Below are 17476 nucleotides of genomic sequence, written 5' to 3'. Positions count from 1 at the left end.
CATATGCATCCTTCCTAACCAAAAACAAGGGGCGGGGATATCCTCAACCCTTCTCTTTTTCTTTTCTTTCCTCTTCATATTTCTTCTTAATTTCCTCAACTTCTCGTACGATGCGTTCTGCTTCTTTTTTATCAATTCCGTACATATATTTTCATCCTCCATGCATATCTTTCCACAAAGCGAGAAAGGTGTGATCTTTTTGACAGGAAAAAGTATAACCATACCGGAGACACTCTATACCGAGTTAGAACGGATTGGGATTATTAGCGCACATGCTGCAGGACAAAAAGAACCAGTACCTCCAGAATATATTGCATTTCTATTGTTAGAACGCGGCATCGCACGTATGGATGGAACACGGCAAAGAGAAGGGGATGTCGTGTTGCCTGTGCCGTTGCCCCTTTGCACAGGTACAGGAGAACTTGTTACCACGATACCGAAGTATATAAAAGAAAAAGGAATCCGTATCAAGCAGCTCCAGCAAGCGACGCCCCTATCTACGAGCACGCTGTACGCATTAGCAGATGGACGCATGCCAACCATGGATTCGTTTCTTCGTTTACTTCCTGCTTTGGATTTCCCATCACTTGATTGCCTTTTTAGCCGCTCATAGAAGCGGTTTTGTTGTCTTTCGTTTTTCCTGAGGTCAGGAAAAATAATTTTATCGTTCTCAGGAATAGGACAATTCAATTCGCACATATCGTATTCTCACAAGGAAACAAAAACAACCGAATTGTGGTGCTATAAATAGATAATTTTATTCTTTTTGTCAAATACTAAATCGAAGTACAGCAGGCGCCTTCGGAGAGAGGTGAGAAAAACAATGTCAAACGAACTTACGTTAATAATTGCAAGTGGTACGTTTCTCATTGCATTATTAACTTTTGTTCTTGAATTGATTAACTCATTCAAGAAATAAGCAGTGTCCAATTACTTATTGTTCCGTTGACTTGCCTGCTGTACCAACACTAATAGCATGTCCATATAATGAAATAATAATTATATACAATTAAACGGAGGTTGTTTTGAATGCACGGAATGAAAGTAAGATACGAAATCGAAGGTATGAATCTAAAAGTTATTAATGTCACTCTCCGTGATGCCGAAAACAGTTACGTTTTATTAAAAGCTTCCGATGAAAAAAACAACGAAATCGTTTTTACCCTTTCCCATGAACAAGCTGAATTTCTCGCAGATGAATTTTATGAGGCTAATCGTCGCCGGAAAGAACACTCCTCTGCCACATCAATACCCGACTTAGCGAACATTGCAACTGAACCGATCGATGAGTACACGGGTGATCATTTTACTTCTTGAACCTTTCGTAGCTATTTATCATATAGATGGTTTATCCAGTAAGTACCTTTGCATTATCTATGTAATGTTTATATAATAAAGGAAGTTACTTAATCAAAGTAATTAAATCAGTAGACAATGGGGTATTAGCTCAGCTGGCAGAGCAGCCGACTCTTAATCGGCAGGTCGTAGGTTCGATCCCTACATGCCCTATTATATAAATACGGAGCCTAGATACGTCATCCACGCTCCAACTCCAAGGTTCATATTTAGAGTGACTCCATACCGCCCGCCTTTCGTTAGTTTTTTCGCATTATCTGCAAATTGCTGCCATGGCCATGCTTTATCCAATGAATCCGGCGGAGTAATCCCCACTTCTTTTACTAATTTTTTATTGTAGAAGAGCACCAGAGAAGATTCCATCGCGCCAAGTGCATAGAGCTTTCCATCATACGTTCCCTGCTGGATAATGGATTTCGCAAAGTCCTTTTTGTCTTCCTCCTTTACATATTCATCCATCGGCGCAAGAATTTGAGTGGCCGCATAGTTCGCTATGAACGACCCGTCCATATCAAGTACATCCGGAAGACTGCTGCCCGACACTGCGACATTGATTTTATCTTCATACGCATGGCCCGCCCCACTTGGGATAATCTCAAGCTTGACTTTGATTTTTCCTTTATGCGCTTGATTAAACTCCTCCACCCTTGCTTAGTTGAACCTATTTATTTGAAAAGAGTTTATGATTTAAATAAAATTAAGAATTTTGTGATATGATTAGTTCTATCAATAGGGTCTTTTTTTCCTCATTCTACATAGATTTCTCTACCTATATCCTTCTACTATTTCGTTAGGAGATGTGATTTCGTTTGACTATTTTAAAAGAGGACGATTCTGTTTATCCGATTATTGTTCCGACAAAAAGCAGTTTACGAACTTTTAATTTTTATTTACTGGAAGAAGCCGGCTCTCTGTCCTTAATTGATGCCGGTATAAACTCGGAAGAATGCTGGGAATCTTTTAGACAGGTGATGACTGAAAATGGGTTTTCCTTTGATGATTTAACCCAGATTATTATCACGCATAACCATGAAGACCACGTTGGTTTGATTAACCGCATTTCTTCAATTAAAGAACTTCCGATTTACGCCCACAAGGAATCGATTCACCGCTTGAAAAGAGAGAAGGAGTTTTTTTCGTTACGCGTAGAATTTTTTCAGCAGCTATATCAAGAAATGGGCTGTGGCGCACCTGGGGAGCAGCAAGTAGAAAAATTAAAAGAAGCCATTCGGAGAAACGAGAAAAATAAAATCCAGGCAGATATTTTGCCGCTTACTGATTTTGATACTATAGCGGGGTTACAAATCATAGAAACACCCGGCCATTCCCCCGATCATTTGGTATTTTTGCATCCACAAAGAAAATGGCTTTTTGCTGGGGATCATCTTATCGGCCATATTTCCAGTAACGCGCTAGTTGAACCTGATCAAAAAGGAAGACGAATATTGACTTTAGTTGACTATGTGGATTCACTTAAAAAGTGTTTACATCTTAAGATAGACACCGTATACCCTGGACATGGTGAACTCATCCACGATCATCGGGATTTAATCACGACCAGATTAAACCGAATCGATGAAAAGGGAGAAAAAATTTTGAACTTGATGCAAAGTGGAATTTCAATAGCCAGTCAACTTGCCTATGCTTATTATAAAGACAAATATAAAAGTGAGTTTTCATTGGTCATGTCAGAAATCATTGGGCATTTAGACTATCTAGAAAGGTTAGGTAAAATCCAAAAAGAACGAAAAGGTGGTGTATGGCACTATCATGCAACATCCCTGACAGTATAAATACATCTCGTGCCTATAAAAATAGGGTCTGTTAATATTACTTAATGCGTAGACACTTCTTAGAACCGTATTTTCAACTTCAAACAATGGGGTGGGATAAGTGTTCTTCTGGCAAAAACTAAAAGAAAGAATAAAAAAAGTGGTTCTCCACAGGACAAGATGAATCGAAAAACGTGGAATTTGAATTACATGGATCCGATACCCTTACTCCTACTATGAATGAAACTGAACCAGCCCTGCTGTCCCCAGAACCAATCCCAGTCCCTCTTCCTTATCAGGTAATGGAAAGACACCATGATAGCAAATACTGGGAATGGACAGAACGAATTAGGGGGTATCAAGACCGGTTAACACAAGAGAAATTTATTCCGGAAATTGAGTGTAAGGATGAGGAGATTGTTCGGTATTTCGGATCCTCACAACCAGCTTCCTATGATGTACTTCTTCATTACTTACCTGCATTAAAGAAAGTACATCAAAATCCGGTTTTGCTTGTCCATGGTGCCGGACACCATGCAAACCTCTCCTGGTGTGAATCTTCCTCTCAGGAGAAGGGGCTTCTCTATTCGTTATCATCATCAGGAAGAGATGTATTTGCGGTTAGCTTTGCTCATGGCCATGGGGATAACTGGCAACAAGCAATTCAATTATCGAACATTGTTCGACGGATTAAGGAAGTATCGCAAAGGGAGAAAATTGATATAATTGCCCACAGCAAAGGCGGATTGCCCGTATGGATGTATCTGTCAGGGATTTGCAACTCCCTGGATGCGCCTTATGAAGGGGGCGTGGAACGATATATGATGCTGGGGACACCCAACCGGGGATTGGATTTTCCATTCCGCCATGCTTACCCCAACTGGTCCGTTATTGAGTTAGGGATGAATGCACCGGTTGCTTGTGACTCGATGATGTATTATGGCCAGTATATCGATACGACAGAGCGAAGCATTTATCGGGATGGTGGTGCGTTTCCGGGTTCCTGTCAACTCTTGTATCGTTGGGACGATAAATATCCTGTTCAGATACAGTCCAAAACCTTATACTATGGCGGACAAAATATTTTTCTTCATTCCAGGGGTATCGATGCTGCGATTCGGGACGGAAACCATTTAATAGAGAAGCTACTGTCTTCACCGATTGACAGCCAAATTGAAGTCCACATACTAGCAGGTAATCAACCTTATTTTAGTGGAATACGTGGAGAGCAAGATGCGGAAAGCGATGGGCTTGTATTTGTAGATAGTGTTCTTTTTATCGATGGAATCGCTCCTTTTCCTAATCAAGTCAAACGAAAAGATGTGTTACGTCTTAATCATTTGGAACTCCTTTATCATCCAGATGCGCATCAATGGGTATTGGACGGATTTTCACCTCAATTTAGCTAGCCAGTTTCCTCCAATGAAACTAGTTTTTTCAATTTTTTTATTTTACCAGTTTAGAGAACTTGCTGTTTGCGGAACAAGTAGACAACATCACTAAACTATGCACTAAAAATAGAAAAACACCACTCCATTTGGTAAAGTAATTGTGTCGAGCAATCACTACCATACGGAAGAGGTGTTCTTTATATAATAGAACAAAAACAACAGTAGAACAAATTCGTTAAACTTCATTTTTATTTTTAATTCTAATTTTATCCCCGATTCGCAGTTTATCCTTTCCTCCGTAATAGAGAATATCTCCACCTATGTGTATACCGTTTATCCATTCCCCATTATGCTTTATTTTCACTGCTTCTCTATTTATAAGTGAAATCGTGGTAACGCCGTCTACATGAAGGAGCATAGGAGAACCATCCAAAGCTTTAAAGAATACACCCTCAATATACTGATCCATTGTTCTCATCCCTTTTCAATTCCCAATATAAAGGAATTTTCCTAATTATTATAAGTTATCACTAAAGATAGTATACCAAGAAATTGTTGTTCTTATATTGTGAATTTATTAAAAATTACACAATGAATGTTAACAGAACGTTAACTAAAATCACGAGGGTTGACTTGATGTAGAAATGAATGAGCCTTTATGATAGTCCATTCTTCCCGCAAGATAAGTGACCCTTCCATTTGCCTTTTTTATTTTTACTTGAACCGACAACCATATACCAACTTTCCTCATACTTCCAAACTTTCAGATCCCGAAAATCCTCAGAGCCATCCGTTGGCGGTTCAGAAATAATAGGATTGCCAGCATACTTCAAAAACGTCCGGCCATCTAAACTTGTAGCGATACATTGTCCTCACTAGGGGCCAGCGAAATGGGGAGCTGTTCCCAATGAACAAGATCTTTACTTTTTACATGTCCCCAGTGCATCGGTCCCCAATCTGCACTGTAAGGATGGTGCTGATAAAAAACATGATAATCACCCTTGAATTGAATCAACCCATTCGGATCATTCATCCAGTATGCAGGAGCCATGATATGATAACCCAATCGATGGTGACAAGCGGAAGCTCGATTAAACACTTTGGCAATCTCCTCATCTGCTTTTCTAAGCAATGTTTCATGTGTTCTCTCTTCAGACATGTCTATACCCCTTTCTCCAGGGATTGACATTACAATTGCAGTTTTAAGACAATGGGTGTATAGATAGCCAAAATAGGGGAACTTCTATAGAGAAAGGAGTGTTTCCATGAATAAGAAGGATCCTCAAAACAATAAACCAGAGTTTGCTCCTGGCGATGATGAGCAATTAAATCAAAATGCATCCAAAGAAGAAATTGCCCGCGGTGATTATACAGAGGTTACGGTTGCAGAATTTGATGAATATGATGCATCCAAAGAAGATAAATAGAAGAAGTCCCGCCGCCTCTGAAGGTAGCGGGACTTCTTCTATTTATCTTCTTCATTTTTTTCTTGATTTCCTGAACTTCTCGTACGATGCGTTCTGTTTCTTTTTTATCAATTCCGTACATGTATTTCCATCCTCCATGCATATCTTTCCACAAAACGGAAAAGCACCCCCCCTTAGTCATCGAGTTCATCTTCGAATACTTGAATGACTTCGATTTCATGTGGTTTTTTAGCAAAAATAAATGTTTCTCCGTAAAATTCTTCCCACTCCCAAATGTCTTCCATGCCTTCATTTTCTTTTAGCTCTTCTATACTTTGGGTGCCATAAAGATCCGTTAGATTTTGTCTCCACTGTTCCCTGTAATTTTCATCTAAAATGAGGACATCACCTACACGGGCAGTCGAATCATGTTCTGTGTATTCTCCATTAAATGTTTCAAAACCTTGATAATCAAAGGTAACCAGAACCAGTGTTCCTTTTGCATTTGGATTTTTTTCAATAATTTCTTCATAGCTTAGCAAATCGTCGAGTTCACTTTGCACAAACTCCTCCAGATATATATGAAAGGCAAGGCTGTTCCCCCTAAATTCGAGAATGATTCCTTTTTCTTCTGTCGGATGAATGACACACCTTGCGTACCCTTTTATTTTCATTTTTTTCTCCTTTACTTTATTATTTTGAAGCTTTTTCAAGAAAGAAGGAGTACCTATCTGGTATTGTCATACTTTTTCTTTGTCGGTAGTACGGCGTAAAAACCAAAACCCGGAAACCAGCCAAAATGAAGGCCATTTTCCGGGTTTTTCATGTTTGGGAAATAGCTAGGGTACATTTCATTGAAACAGAAAAAGGGCACCTACGCCTTCCCTTAGTTACTCTTTTTTTTATTATATTTTCTGCTATTGATTTCTGATACTCCTTCCGGCTAAGCAGATAATAACGGGCCCTTTCTATTATGCTATTTTTTTCCGTTCCATGAAGGACGTCCACCACCAACTTTATTAGCATTCACTCGACCAATTGAACTACTGTCCTTAATCCACTGTGATATGTGACGAGGAATAATGATTGGTCCAGGACCCCTTGCACCTTTTGGTTTCTCATTCATCCAGCTTCTCCTCCATTTACCATTTAGTTTGTCTGTAACTTTATGGTATCCGTTTTCATAAAAGGCTCGGCTAAATTTTATCTACCTGTTCGCCATCTATAATTTTCATATTTTCAAGAAGCTTCTTTATTTCTCGTTCCATTTTCGTGATATTCCATTGTTTGCAAAGTCCTATTTTCCATTTCATTTTGACGCTCGTATGTCATTTTCATGCCATCTATCCAGCCATCCCACATAAAATCGACGATGTTTCCCATACTTTGTGTTCCTGTTTGTACCATGATCGTCTCCTTGTTTTATGTTTTTAGTTGTTCCCATTGATAAGAAGCCTCCCTACAATAAGTAAACCTTTATTGATAGATATACCTATTGAGATCTTCATCAACGGAACGGGTGGAAATCGCCAAAACAAATGTAAATATCTCTTATGTGTAATTTACACCTAAGAACGTTAGTTGTAAACCACTCTTATTCAAAATTAACATAAGATTAATATAGTTGAATTATTACTGTAGTTGCCCAAAAAGGACGCTTATCACTATAAAAAGTGGTAGGCGGCCTTTAATTATTAGGGATACTTTATGGTAAAAGTAGGGCTGAAAATTTCTGAAAATGACTTTTGAGACAGCCGCTGTCTATATCTTTTTATTTTTTAAATATGGATAAATCAATGGAATCGGCCATCACTTTGTAACCTTCATCATTAGGGTGTAGATGATCGAAGTCATATGCAGGAAGAAGTTTTTCAGAGTTATTCGGATCAGCCACCGCATGTTCAAAATCAATGACACCATCAAAAACACCGCTTGTGCGAATCCAGCTGTTCACTTCTTTTCTTACTTTCTCTCCTTCTTCAGTGAAGTAGGTGTCCCTGAACCCGCGGAAAGGAGTAAGCGTTCCAGCATATATCTTTAGTCCCTTAGCATGAACTTGTGCTGCAATCTGCTGCATTCCGGCAATAATTTGATTTGCATCAAGTGTGTGCGGAAGGTGCCCGATATCATTAATTCCTTCCAAAAGGATAACGTCTGTCACCCCTGTTTGTGTTAAAACGTCTCTATCGATTCTTGCAAGCGCATTCACGCCATAGATAGGTGAATCCCGAAGAATCTTATTTCCTGAAATTCCTGCATTTAATATAGAGAAATTTTCACCTGGATATTCTTTATCAAGCCGGTCATCCAAAATGTCCGGCCAACGACGATTCGCATCTACAGTTGATGCAAATCCATCTGTAATCGAATCACCTAACGTGACAATCACTCGATTCTTTTTACTGGACTTTGTTAGCACATCAACTCCCGACAGCCAGAACCACGAGTCGGTTTTCGTTATAAAAGAGGTCGTGTCATCTTCACTTGTATGATTTCCCTGGGTGGAAATATAGGAGTTTTGCCTGGATAGTTTATGCCAGGTTGTAGGACCGCTCTCATCAGGTATGTAAACACTAACAGCAAGATTTTCACCATCCGTCACTTCAAATGGGGTGGGGTCACTTAAGACTTCTGCTCCGGGCGGAATGGTAACAGATGATTTTCCACCAAAAGTAATCCCTCGATGTGAACCTGAAATAGTTTCTGCTTCCTTGCCTGCGCGCGCTGCGTCTACTTTGCCAAATGTTAACGGCTGAGAACCAAAAGTATTAGATAGCCGGATCCGGATGTCTGATCCCGAGGCATGCGGGTGTACAATCATTCGGACTGTTTGATTTTTGAACCCGCTGTGTGAAATTTCGCTGTCATAAGCTGGTTGTTGGCTGGCAGACCACGCTCCTATCCATTCCCTTTTGTTACTTGTGCTTTGTGATGTATGGTTTGTTGTTTTCTCAGAATTTACTTCGGCGTAGACTGTTGATATTCCAAAGACTAAACTTGCAGTAAGAATCATAGGCAAAAGTGGTTTACGTGGCATCTTGTCCTCCTTTAAATTAAATAACATACTTTCCATAAATTAGTATCTCATTTTTTAAACTTATCATACAATATATAATATTCTGTATAATTAAAATAGAGGCTTTAGGCGGATGTAGTTATGTATGATGCCCACCTGCTTCCTAATGTCTCATAAAGAAGTCATATAGTAAACGACTTGTATTTGGACCTTGTGTATCCGTATAGGAGCCGGAAGAACTTCCTCCAAACCAAGCATGAGCTGCATCTTTAATTTCCCATTTCTCAAGCAAGGGTTTTCCGCTAGCATCATTGTATATTTTCTTTACATAGCTTCTTCCATTTGTACTACCCTGTACCGTTTGAACTGCACCATTAGTAACTGTATCGTTATCTATCCCATCATCTATATAGTCATTTGTTTGAGCCCATTGAGAAATCACCTGGCTACCATTAAGAGGGTTAACAGTAGAGTCTGCGGTTCCATGGAAGACAATAACAGGCATTCTCTTCTTACGAGTCCCCATCTCTGTATATGCATTCCTGCCAGATTCGTTTGGATCGGGACCACCGTAAGACATGGCCATAACTCCTGTGATTGCTGAGTCTGCTGCGTCATATTCAAGCCCTGCTACAACACCCAATTTACTGAACACATCCGGATAAGAGGCTGCCATATTTACACTCATGGCTCCACCTGCTGAGATACCGGAAATGAATACTTCAGAGCTAATGATTGAATATTTTTTTTGACTTTATCCACCATTCCTTTAATAATGGCCGGTTCCCCGCTGTCACGATGCTGATTGTAGTCATAAAACCAATTCCAACACCGGTTTGCATTGGCAAATGGGTTCATTTCCGGGTAGAGTACAATAAATTTTTTTTCTTCTGCGAGCGTGTTCATTTTTGTTCCAGCGGCAAAGTCATCCGCATCCTGTGTGCATCCGTGGAGCATGACTAGTAAAGGAACAGCAGTCCCTGCCTGATAGGTGTTAGGCACATAAATTTTGTAGTAAAAGTTGCTGCCATAATAATAACGAGTGAAACTTCCACCCGCTTGAGAAACTCCGGAAAAAAGAGGACTTAACAACAATGCTACGCTAAGGCAAATCATACCGATTACCTTTACGATATTAAAATTACGATGCATGCTTTTCCTCCTTGTTTACCTGTATAGCAATATTCGGACAATTCCAGACGTGTTTATGTTCTACAAAAGTTGTACTCTGAACGACACATAAGCAATACTTGTTTTAATTTTCTGACATTACTATCTTACTTCTGGAGAATGGTGTAAATACTTGAAATTTACATATACATGGACTTAGTCCTTACCTATCAATCGAAATCAGTTTTGGTGTGACACTTCGGAACAACGAGCAAAAGCCCTTTCTGAACGGGATATTTATCAAAAAAGTTTTTGTATGTTTATTCTCTTTGCATTCTTACCCCTCAAGCTTTTTCTTTAATATATGTTTAGGTGATTGATTAAGCTGAAAATTTCCTGATAAATATAATCCAGTAAATACAAACAACGTAGCAATCACATCATACTTTGTAAGCTCTTCACCTAGTAATATAGAAGATAAGGCATATCCTGCGATGGGGGTTAAAAATAGCCAATTATTTGCTTTCACCGTGTCCTGTTTAAGCAAATAAAACCAGAGAATCATGGCAAAAATTGAAACACCTAAGACCGACCATAGAAGATATACAATAAAGTTCATATCAAATACCATATTTTTATCCGATTCTAAATACATAGACGGCACGATTAAAATAACCCCGCCGAACAACACCTGCCACGCATTAATTACAAGACTCGGTAGTTGCAAATCTACTTTCCGGAAATACACACTGCCTATTGCCATGGAGATCATTGCAAAAAAAAGTAAGAAAATCCCACTTAATGTTGCATGGCTGTTTTCGAATAATGGATAGGTAGCAATAAGTAATCCTATGGCCGATACAACCATTCCCATCCATTCTTTCCGTTGAAGAGAACGTTCGGTGAATATGGAGGAAAAAAGAGCAACAAGAAACGGATTTATAACGACAGCTAGATTAAAAAAACCAGATGAGACCGATTGAAGTGCCCAAAAACCACAACCAAGATAGATGGCCGTATTAAATAAACCTAATAAGAATAATGGCTTCCACTCCCGTTTTTTTGGTAATGGATAGTTACCTCTTCTAACTATGTAAATATAAGATAATAGCAAACATCCTGCTAAAAGAAATCGGGTGGTTCCCATTGTTAACGGCGGGAACGACAAAAGACCAAATTTAACAGAAACAGCTCCAGATGCCCATAAAATCGTAAATAACATACCCAAAAACATGTTTTACTCCCCTCCTCGACGTTTGCAATCCATAGTATGATTCTTTTTCTCTTCTAAGTAAGCGGTATTGTCATAATTACGACTTAAACTAACAAAACAACAGCTGCTAAAATAATTGAAAATCCAATGACATTCACTAGACTCCACCTGGCAATGCGCAACGGAGCTACATTAATCATTGATGACATAAGCCCAAGCGTCCCACTAAAAGGTCCCATAAAAAACGTCATCACTGCACCGCCTAGAAGTGCAATCGCCATCTGCTCAGTTGTCGTTCCCAGAACATCCGGTTTTAATGATTGCGCCAGTAAATTAACAACAACAATCGGGTGCAAACCTATATATGCAAATAACAGCGTAATATACGGGAGCAGAATTAAAAACCAATGAATGCCAACCAATTCATTTAATTGAACAAACAATTGATTAACAAAACGATCATTTCCTCCTTTCTGCCATATACGCCTATTATTTCTCCAAAAAGAAATGTTTCCCTTCTTAAATGCAAAAATCTGCTAATAGCGGCGGATGCCCGAGAGCAATAAAAGGCTGCCAAATAAAGTTTGCCGGCAGCCTTTATGTATTTAACTGTGAATTCCTATTCTTTATGCTATTGGAAAAGAAGTGCCATGGCTAGAATAAATAATTACTGAATCATTTGTTGCTGCTCTGTTGCTTTTTTGGCCTCTATTCTCTTTTTCAACTCCTGAATCGCTGATCCAAGCCCTCCCACTTCATCAATGAGCCCGCATTCGACCGCTTTTGTACCGCCCACATTTGTCCCTACATCCTGGGTTAATTCTCCTACCTTCAGCATAAGTTCTCGGAATGTATCTTCAGATACTTTCGAATGGCGGGTAACAAAATTCACGATGCGGTCCTGCATTTTCTCTAAGTAATCAAAGCTTTCGGCTACTCCAATAACCAATCCAGTTAAGCGAACCGGGTGGATAGTCATGGTGGCTGTTTCGGCAATAAAGGAGTAGTCCGCAGAAACAGCAATCGGCACACCTATACTATGCCCGCCACCCAGCACAAGGGCCACAGTCGGCTTGGAGAGAGAAGCGATCATCTCGGCTATAGCAAGACCAGCCTCCACGTCTCCCCCTACCGTGTTTATTATAATAAGCACTCCTTCTATCTGTGGGTTTTGCTCAGCTGCCACAAGTTGAGGAATAATATGTTCATACTTCGTTGTTTTATTCTGTGGAGGCAGCTGAAGATGGCCTTCCACCTGTCCAATAATGGATAGAGAATAAAAATTGCTTTCAGACATAGTGGGTACATTCGTTTGGCCAAACTGCTGAATAAATTCTGTAACAGCTTTTTGAGGCTGTGGCGTTTGCGGTTCTGGTGTTTGCGGTACAGGCTGTTCTGACTGTACAAAAGGTGATGGTATGATGGGTCTTTGTGGTATAGGCTGAGAGCCGGGGAACTGCATACGATTCGGCAATTGGATTTCCTCCTCTGTCTTTATTATCTATAGTATTATTTATAGACAACTAAACCATTCATATTTTAAAACTAATTCTAAAAGTAGTCTTCAGGGTGCAACCACTGCGTACATACTCCTGCAATGTACGTGTGCATGAAAATCAACCAGTTCCTTTGAGCCTCCGATATAGTTCAGGTAATGAGTTGGGAGACAGAAAAGGGTGGTTGTACGAAGAATATTCGTCGTGGGATACCATGGTTTCATTGCTTTTTTTACCGCAAATGTAGAAGTTTGTCGATAGTTTAAATTTTCTAAACAAGTTAAACAAGTGGATTTCCATGTTATTATTTATGTAAGCGCTTAACAACATAGGAGGTATGTTATGACAATCGAATCTTTAATTAGCCAATTTGTACAGGTCAAGCAAGATAAGCCTTCAAATGCACATGAATTACTGGACTTTGTCCAACGGAGTTACATTAACGGTGAACTTTCTATTGTCCAGTATCGTAACTTGTTTAGAGAACTTACTGTTCGCGGAGCGGAAAAACCGGAATATTTCTATGGCGGCGAGATACTAAACAGTGAAGCCCATGCCTCTAAAGAAATCGTATAAGATAGTATTTTTGTATATAGTATACCCCTTTATGAAAACGCTTTTTTCTTATGGATCGTTATTTTAACAAAAAGAAGTTAAGGCATAAAAGGCACTTTTACTTTTCACGTTTTCTAATTCCATTTATATTAATGAAGAAACCAATCCAACGATGGATTGGTTTCTTCATTAATATAAAGTAGATACCCAAGTTTATAAACTGTAATTGAGTACCCTTACTAGCTTTAACTTTCCTCTCCATAGGAATAAGACAAATATGCCATGGCATAAGCTGTTAAAAACAACAGAAAGGAGAACAGTATATGATAGTTGAAAGCGTTCCATCCCGATTTAAAAGAATTCAACTGTCTACTATTCTTACAGAGGCGTACTTTCGTGAGAAGCTGCCGGACTCCGATTTAAGAAACGCAATGGCCAAAGAAAAATCCAAGCTACTGGTAGTTAAAGGCCCTTATGATGATGGTACATATATTTTAGTAAAAGGCTATCGCCAATTTTGCAGTTTACAATTAACAAAGGAAAAAGATGCAATGTGTAAAGTTACTCCTGTCATAAGTTTACAAAAACCTGTAGTAAAGCGTTTACGGGAAGAGCATGTTCAGAAAAAGAGAAACAGTGACGAAAAAGAGGCGATGGTTGCAGCTCTTCTCCCGTATTATACAGCCCAGGCAATTAATGAACTGACCCATATTCCTCTAGCTATCATAAAGAAACACGAGAAAATGCTAGCAATTGACCCTACTCCTCGAAAAAAAAGAAAGGAAGGTGGGACAAACAAGACAGGATTGCTGCTTATCCTTGACATACCATATATTAATCCTTTATTGAAGAAAAGATTACTTGATGGCTATTTGAAAAGAGAAATCAAGGTATACGAAGATAAATTCCTCACAAAAATAGTGAAAACAAGAAAAAAAGAAGACCGATACTAAAAAAAGGGACTGCTAGACATTATACTTGATTCCTTACAATGTAAGAATTTCTTAACTTGATGGGCATGGGATATCGCCACATGCCCATAATAAAAAATGACATGCAATAGTATATGCAATATGAAACAAGCTGAAAGGGACAAACGTATATTTGAGCAATAAAGCTACATACAAAATTGTCCTTTGGATCGGCACAACTATTTTAGTTTACAATTTATATAATCTTTTTCAATTTCCTTACTAGTTCCTCAATCTCTGCCTTTGTAGTATATTTTCCAAGACTAAAACGTATTGCTCCACGTCCAATCTCTTCCTTTACACCCATCGCTTTTAGAACAGGAGATAGTGAAGTTTGCCCGGAGTGACAAGCTGATCCGGTAGATGCCGCAACATCATCAAGAGCTTCTAAAATTTCATGGCCAGAAGTTCCAAGAAAACTGATATTAAGCGTGTTGGGGAGCCGCTTTTCTGGGTGTCCATTTAGTACGATACGTTTACCAAATATATCAGCAAGCTGATGGTAAAAGTAATCTGTCAATTGTTTTACTTGATCCATTGTGGCGGTCTTAGAAGCAACCTCGCACGCTTTGCCCAAAGCAATAATAAAGGCTGTGTTTTCCGTTCCGGCACGTCTTCCACTCTCGTGCCCTGCCCCATGAATCAACGGTTCAATCTGGATGCCTTTCCTTATATACAGAGCACCAATCCCTTTCGGCGCGTATAATTTGTGCCCTGCAATGGTCAAGAAGTCTACATCAAGTTCTTTCACATCTAAAGGAATTTTTCCGGCTGACTGGGAAGCATCCGTATGAAATAGCACATCATTCTTGCGGCATATCTCCGCTATTTCTCTTATCGGTTGAATCGTACCTGTTTCATTATTGGAGTGCATGACAGTTACTAAAATCGTTTTATCTGTAAGGCTGCGTGCGACATCATCGGGATTGACCAAACCATGCTGGTCAACCGGAAGATACGTCACTTCATAACCAAGCTGTTCAAGAAATTGGCATGGATGTAAAACGGCCGGATGCTCAATTTTTGAAGTAATGATATGATTTCCTTTTTGTTTGTAAGAATGGGCTACTCCCTTAATTACCGTATTATTGGATTCACTTCCGCCGCCTGTAAAAATAATTTCCGCTGATTCACAATTCAGAAATGCTGCGACTTGCTGCCTTGCTGATTCAATTGATGTTTTCACCTTTTGTCCTGCTGCGTGGCTGCTTGATGGATTCCCATAATAATCATAAATAAAAGGAATCATAGCATCTGCTACTTCCTTATCGATAGGGGTAGTCGCATTATAATCTAAATAAATCACGATTCACACCTCTTCCCAATGAAATAAACGCTCCTTAGTTGATTATACCTAAAGAGGCTGCCTCATCGCTATGAGACAGCCTCCTTAGACAAGTTTAATTAAGGTAAAAATAACATTGCATCACCGACAGGACGCTCACCAGTTGAATCTGATGGATGGGTTATCAGTTTTGATCCAACGGTCATTGTTGTAGAACCACCACCGTCTAGATTCACAGCATCCGTTGCTCCGAGAGATTTCATAATCCCCGCGCTCTCCTCAAAGCTTGCCCCGACGCTATAGCCTGGATGACGACCGTCCACCGTTACGAGAAGAATGGTTCCATCTGCTTTCACACCAGCAAGTGTCCGAGGATTCCGGCGCTCACCGAATCTGTAGAAGAACTCCGGGTTCTCCGGCCAATGGAAACCTTCCGACATTGCTGTAATATTTATTCTACCGCCACCAAGTAAACGCGGACCCCCATTCACGATTCCCGTTGTTTTGTCTACTTGAAGGGGCGACCCGTCTGCTAAAATATCTGTATTTACATTAATCTCCGTTCCTACATGAGCATGAGTACGCAGCCACTCAGCTGCATCCCCCGTCCCGGCCAGCACCGAACCGTTGCCTGGAATGGAGCCGCCACGATGGTCACGGAAGTCAGTTACCTTTCCTCTCGAATCCAGTACAACCTCCACCCCTTCCCCGGGATCACTCGTTTGGCCAAATCTAGAGGTGAATTGAATGAGTTCGCCTGGATCAGTACATGTGAAATCGTGCTTTGGTTTATCTGTTGGCGTGTCACCAATACCGCCTCCTCCCCGAATCAGACCCGGTTTTCTGTTTAAACCGTCAACCTCCCGCTTTGCCCCATCTAAAGCAAGTGCAGATAAGTGTGTCTCAACCGAGGCAATACGGGCAGCTTTTTGTGAGCCGGATAGAATAAGGCTTGTCCGACCGTTTACCGCTTCGCTTATGAGATTCCCCTCAATCATGGAAACACCTGCAAGGTCCCCTTCCGTCCCATCACTTGGCCCCATTACGAAATAACCACCGTTTATAGCTGCAAGAGCATTCGTTCTAGCTGCCATGCTGCTTACTTTCTCTCTCTCCGGTATAATCTTGGTACCGAGTTCAGAACTAATTTTCCCCTTAAATTGTTTGGGGTTCACTTCAAGTACATTCACAACCCAGGGCCCAGTTGTCTTTCCACCATCTTCCCCGGAATACACGACGCGCGGATTCTGGTATCCTTTACCTTTAAGTTCATCGCGCAGCTTGTTCGCATCGCTTTCCGATTTAAAAAATCCGAGACGAACAAGATAGCCGAGCGGGCCGTGTTCTGGATCGTTAGAAGCACGTTTCGAAATTACTTCCACTTTCGGATTATACCCGTCAGATTTCAAATGCTTTGCCATGGTTTCTGCTTCTTTACGAGTTTTAAGAAAGGCAGCATCCACGATGTAGACGTCTTTTTCCGATTGAGTCCCACGGACAATATGTGTATAGGTAAGTCCAGCTGCAAGTTCCGTTCTCTCCCGCGTTTCTTTAAGAGAGGATTGACCTAGCGGAAGGGATTGATGCGCGATTGTTGACGCTTGTCCAACATTCGGGGAAATCACAGGAAATACTACAGGCGTCAAAGCCATCACAGCAGCTACAGATAACGAAAAAACATTGCGGAAAAATTTTGGCTTATGTTGATTCATTTACAAGCTACCTCCTTTTTTGATAACCCTTTGTATGAGGTTACCTATCAAATATCAGAAACATCTTATCATTTTTATTTAAATATAACGTTAGGATAGTTTTTAAATATGGTAAAGGTTACTCTCTTCCTTAAAGGAAAAGCCTCCAAATTTATTACACAAAATTTACAGTATTTCACCAATAATTGGCGAA

The 17476-nt window shown here is 40.0% G+C and carries 21 protein-coding genes, 1 tRNA gene and 1 pseudogene; 9 read left to right on the top strand and 14 right to left on the bottom strand.

Annotated elements, in window-relative coordinates; all coding sequences use genetic code 11:
* The first annotated feature begins 199 nt into the window (after positions 1-199).
* The 4 genes from MBEAL2_RS08020 to MBEAL2_RS08010 all read left to right on the top strand — a co-directional run bounded on the left by MBEAL2_RS08020 (position 200) and on the right by MBEAL2_RS08010 (position 1509).
* Positions 200-613 (top strand): hypothetical protein, encoded by a 414-nt coding sequence (locus MBEAL2_RS08020; protein WP_047151787.1) that lies wholly within the window; start codon positions 200-202, stop codon positions 611-613.
* Between the two features lie 210 nt (positions 614-823).
* Complete coding sequence (locus tag MBEAL2_RS33930; RefSeq protein WP_152667732.1) at positions 824-919, top strand: putative holin-like toxin; 96 nt, start codon at positions 824-826, stop codon at positions 917-919.
* 110 nt (positions 920-1029) lie between these two features.
* Entirely contained in the window at positions 1030-1317 is a 288-nt protein-coding gene (locus tag MBEAL2_RS08015; RefSeq protein WP_047151786.1) for a hypothetical protein, read from the top strand.
* Between the two features lie 119 nt (positions 1318-1436).
* Positions 1437-1509: transfer RNA gene (locus MBEAL2_RS08010), tRNA-Lys, on the top strand.
* Here MBEAL2_RS08010 and MBEAL2_RS08005 read toward each other — a convergent pair.
* Complete coding sequence (locus MBEAL2_RS08005; protein WP_052947574.1) at positions 1510-2001, bottom strand: ABC transporter substrate-binding protein; 492 nt, start codon at positions 1999-2001, stop codon at positions 1510-1512.
* 164 nt (positions 2002-2165) lie between these two features.
* Between MBEAL2_RS08005 and MBEAL2_RS08000 the strand changes: the two genes are divergently transcribed.
* Both MBEAL2_RS08000 and MBEAL2_RS07995 read left to right on the top strand, forming a co-directional pair.
* The gene (locus tag MBEAL2_RS08000) at positions 2166-3149 is read left to right on the top strand and encodes an MBL fold metallo-hydrolase (RefSeq protein WP_047151785.1); all 984 of its coding nucleotides are present in this window, start codon (positions 2166-2168) and stop codon (positions 3147-3149) included.
* A gap of 173 nt (positions 3150-3322) precedes the next feature.
* Positions 3323-4537 (top strand): esterase/lipase family protein, encoded by a 1215-nt coding sequence (locus tag MBEAL2_RS07995; protein ID WP_052947573.1) that lies wholly within the window; start codon positions 3323-3325, stop codon positions 4535-4537.
* Between the two features lie 217 nt (positions 4538-4754).
* Here the strand turns inward: MBEAL2_RS07995 and MBEAL2_RS07990 are convergent, their stop codons facing one another.
* Positions 4755-4988, bottom strand: a complete 234-nt coding sequence (locus MBEAL2_RS07990) for a hypothetical protein (protein ID WP_047151784.1) — start codon at positions 4986-4988, stop codon at positions 4755-4757.
* A gap of 247 nt (positions 4989-5235) precedes the next feature.
* A pseudogene (locus tag MBEAL2_RS30095) lies at positions 5236-5678 on the bottom strand (glycoside hydrolase family 32 protein); the annotation flags it as partial.
* Positions 5679-5784: 106 nt separating this feature from the next.
* Here MBEAL2_RS30095 and MBEAL2_RS32215 point away from each other — a divergent pair.
* Positions 5785-5946, top strand: coding sequence for a hypothetical protein (locus MBEAL2_RS32215; protein WP_173427699.1), 162 nt, complete (start codon positions 5785-5787; stop codon positions 5944-5946).
* A gap of 173 nt (positions 5947-6119) precedes the next feature.
* Here the strand turns inward: MBEAL2_RS32215 and MBEAL2_RS07980 are convergent, their stop codons facing one another.
* The 9 genes from MBEAL2_RS07980 to MBEAL2_RS07955 form a co-directional block, all read right to left on the bottom strand.
* The gene (locus tag MBEAL2_RS07980) at positions 6120-6599 is read right to left on the bottom strand and encodes a hypothetical protein (RefSeq protein WP_047151782.1); all 480 of its coding nucleotides are present in this window, start codon (positions 6597-6599) and stop codon (positions 6120-6122) included.
* 302 nt (positions 6600-6901) lie between these two features.
* The gene (locus MBEAL2_RS31690; RefSeq protein ID WP_161798191.1) at positions 6902-7051 is read right to left on the bottom strand and encodes a hypothetical protein; all 150 of its coding nucleotides are present in this window, start codon (positions 7049-7051) and stop codon (positions 6902-6904) included.
* Positions 7052-7164: 113 nt separating this feature from the next.
* Positions 7165-7332, bottom strand: a complete 168-nt coding sequence (locus MBEAL2_RS31685) for a hypothetical protein (protein ID WP_161798190.1) — start codon at positions 7330-7332, stop codon at positions 7165-7167.
* A gap of 364 nt (positions 7333-7696) precedes the next feature.
* Positions 7697-8962, bottom strand: coding sequence for an SGNH/GDSL hydrolase family protein (locus MBEAL2_RS07975; RefSeq protein ID WP_047151781.1), 1266 nt, complete (start codon positions 8960-8962; stop codon positions 7697-7699).
* Positions 8963-9104: 142 nt separating this feature from the next.
* Positions 9105-9629 (bottom strand): CE1 family esterase, encoded by a 525-nt coding sequence (locus tag MBEAL2_RS29050; protein WP_052947572.1) that lies wholly within the window; start codon positions 9627-9629, stop codon positions 9105-9107.
* Entirely contained in the window at positions 9626-10093 is a 468-nt protein-coding gene (locus tag MBEAL2_RS33520; RefSeq protein ID WP_052947571.1) for a CE1 family esterase, read from the bottom strand. Before MBEAL2_RS33520 ends, MBEAL2_RS29050 begins: the two co-directional genes overlap by 4 nt.
* A 295-nt stretch (positions 10094-10388) precedes the next feature.
* Positions 10389-11285 (bottom strand): DMT family transporter, encoded by an 897-nt coding sequence (locus tag MBEAL2_RS07965; protein ID WP_047151780.1) that lies wholly within the window; start codon positions 11283-11285, stop codon positions 10389-10391.
* Between the two features lie 83 nt (positions 11286-11368).
* The gene (locus MBEAL2_RS07960; RefSeq protein WP_047151779.1) at positions 11369-11707 is read right to left on the bottom strand and encodes a hypothetical protein; all 339 of its coding nucleotides are present in this window, start codon (positions 11705-11707) and stop codon (positions 11369-11371) included.
* Positions 11708-11931: 224 nt separating this feature from the next.
* On the bottom strand, positions 11932-12726 hold the full coding sequence (locus MBEAL2_RS07955) for a ClpP family protease (RefSeq protein WP_047151878.1): 795 nt from the start codon (positions 12724-12726) through the stop codon (positions 11932-11934).
* A 376-nt stretch (positions 12727-13102) separates the two neighbouring features.
* On the opposite strand from MBEAL2_RS07955, the gene yppF reads away from it, so the two are divergent.
* Positions 13103-13336, top strand: coding sequence for a YppF family protein (yppF, locus tag MBEAL2_RS07950; protein ID WP_047151778.1), 234 nt, complete (start codon positions 13103-13105; stop codon positions 13334-13336).
* 302 nt (positions 13337-13638) lie between these two features.
* Entirely contained in the window at positions 13639-14268 is a 630-nt protein-coding gene (locus MBEAL2_RS07945; RefSeq protein WP_047151777.1) for a hypothetical protein, read from the top strand.
* A gap of 214 nt (positions 14269-14482) precedes the next feature.
* Here MBEAL2_RS07945 and MBEAL2_RS07940 read toward each other — a convergent pair whose 3' ends face one another.
* Both MBEAL2_RS07940 and MBEAL2_RS07935 read right to left on the bottom strand, forming a co-directional pair.
* On the bottom strand, positions 14483-15592 hold the full coding sequence (locus tag MBEAL2_RS07940; RefSeq protein WP_047151776.1) for a cysteine desulfurase family protein: 1110 nt from the start codon (positions 15590-15592) through the stop codon (positions 14483-14485).
* A 98-nt stretch (positions 15593-15690) separates the two neighbouring features.
* A complete protein-coding gene (locus tag MBEAL2_RS07935; protein WP_052947570.1) occupies positions 15691-17283 on the bottom strand; it encodes a phosphodiester glycosidase family protein in 1593 nt (530 codons plus the stop codon).
* Positions 17284-17476: the final 193 nt, after the last annotated feature.

It is taken from the genome of Aneurinibacillus tyrosinisolvens (assembly GCF_001015055.1).
In the GTDB taxonomy this organism is placed as follows: domain Bacteria; phylum Bacillota; class Bacilli; order Aneurinibacillales; family Aneurinibacillaceae; genus Aneurinibacillus_A; species Aneurinibacillus_A tyrosinisolvens.
This window is presented reverse-complemented; position numbering and strand designations above follow the sequence as displayed.

Excerpts from the sequence above, each read along its gene's own strand:
- MBEAL2_RS33930 (WP_152667732.1), top strand. The coding sequence starts at position 824 with ATGTCAAACGAACTTACGTTAATAATTGCAAGTGGTACGTTTCTCATT.
- MBEAL2_RS08015 (WP_047151786.1), top strand. The coding sequence starts at position 1,030 with ATGCACGGAATGAAAGTAAGATACGAAATCGAAGGTATGAATCTAAAA.
- MBEAL2_RS07990 (WP_047151784.1), bottom strand. The coding sequence starts at position 4,988 with ATGGATCAGTATATTGAGGGTGTATTCTTTAAAGCTTTGGATGGTTCT.
- MBEAL2_RS32215 (WP_173427699.1), top strand. The coding sequence starts at position 5,785 with ATGAATAAGAAGGATCCTCAAAACAATAAACCAGAGTTTGCTCCTGGC.
- MBEAL2_RS07980 (WP_047151782.1), bottom strand. The coding sequence starts at position 6,599 with ATGAAAATAAAAGGGTACGCAAGGTGTGTCATTCATCCGACAGAAGAA.
- MBEAL2_RS31690 (WP_161798191.1), bottom strand. The coding sequence starts at position 7,051 with ATGAATGAGAAACCAAAAGGTGCAAGGGGTCCTGGACCAATCATTATT.
- MBEAL2_RS31685 (WP_161798190.1), bottom strand. The coding sequence starts at position 7,332 with ATGGTACAAACAGGAACACAAAGTATGGGAAACATCGTCGATTTTATG.
- MBEAL2_RS07975 (WP_047151781.1), bottom strand. The coding sequence starts at position 8,962 with ATGCCACGTAAACCACTTTTGCCTATGATTCTTACTGCAAGTTTAGTC.
- MBEAL2_RS29050 (WP_052947572.1), bottom strand. The coding sequence starts at position 9,629 with ATGAGTGTAAATATGGCAGCCTCTTATCCGGATGTGTTCAGTAAATTG.
- MBEAL2_RS33520 (WP_052947571.1), bottom strand. The coding sequence starts at position 10,093 with ATGCATCGTAATTTTAATATCGTAAAGGTAATCGGTATGATTTGCCTT.
- MBEAL2_RS07965 (WP_047151780.1), bottom strand. The coding sequence starts at position 11,285 with ATGTTTTTGGGTATGTTATTTACGATTTTATGGGCATCTGGAGCTGTT.
- MBEAL2_RS07955 (WP_047151878.1), bottom strand. The coding sequence starts at position 12,726 with ATGCAGTTCCCCGGCTCTCAGCCTATACCACAAAGACCCATCATACCA.
- yppF (WP_047151778.1), top strand. The coding sequence starts at position 13,103 with ATGACAATCGAATCTTTAATTAGCCAATTTGTACAGGTCAAGCAAGAT.
- MBEAL2_RS07945 (WP_047151777.1), top strand. The coding sequence starts at position 13,639 with ATGATAGTTGAAAGCGTTCCATCCCGATTTAAAAGAATTCAACTGTCT.
- MBEAL2_RS07935 (WP_052947570.1), bottom strand. The coding sequence starts at position 17,283 with ATGAATCAACATAAGCCAAAATTTTTCCGCAATGTTTTTTCGTTATCT.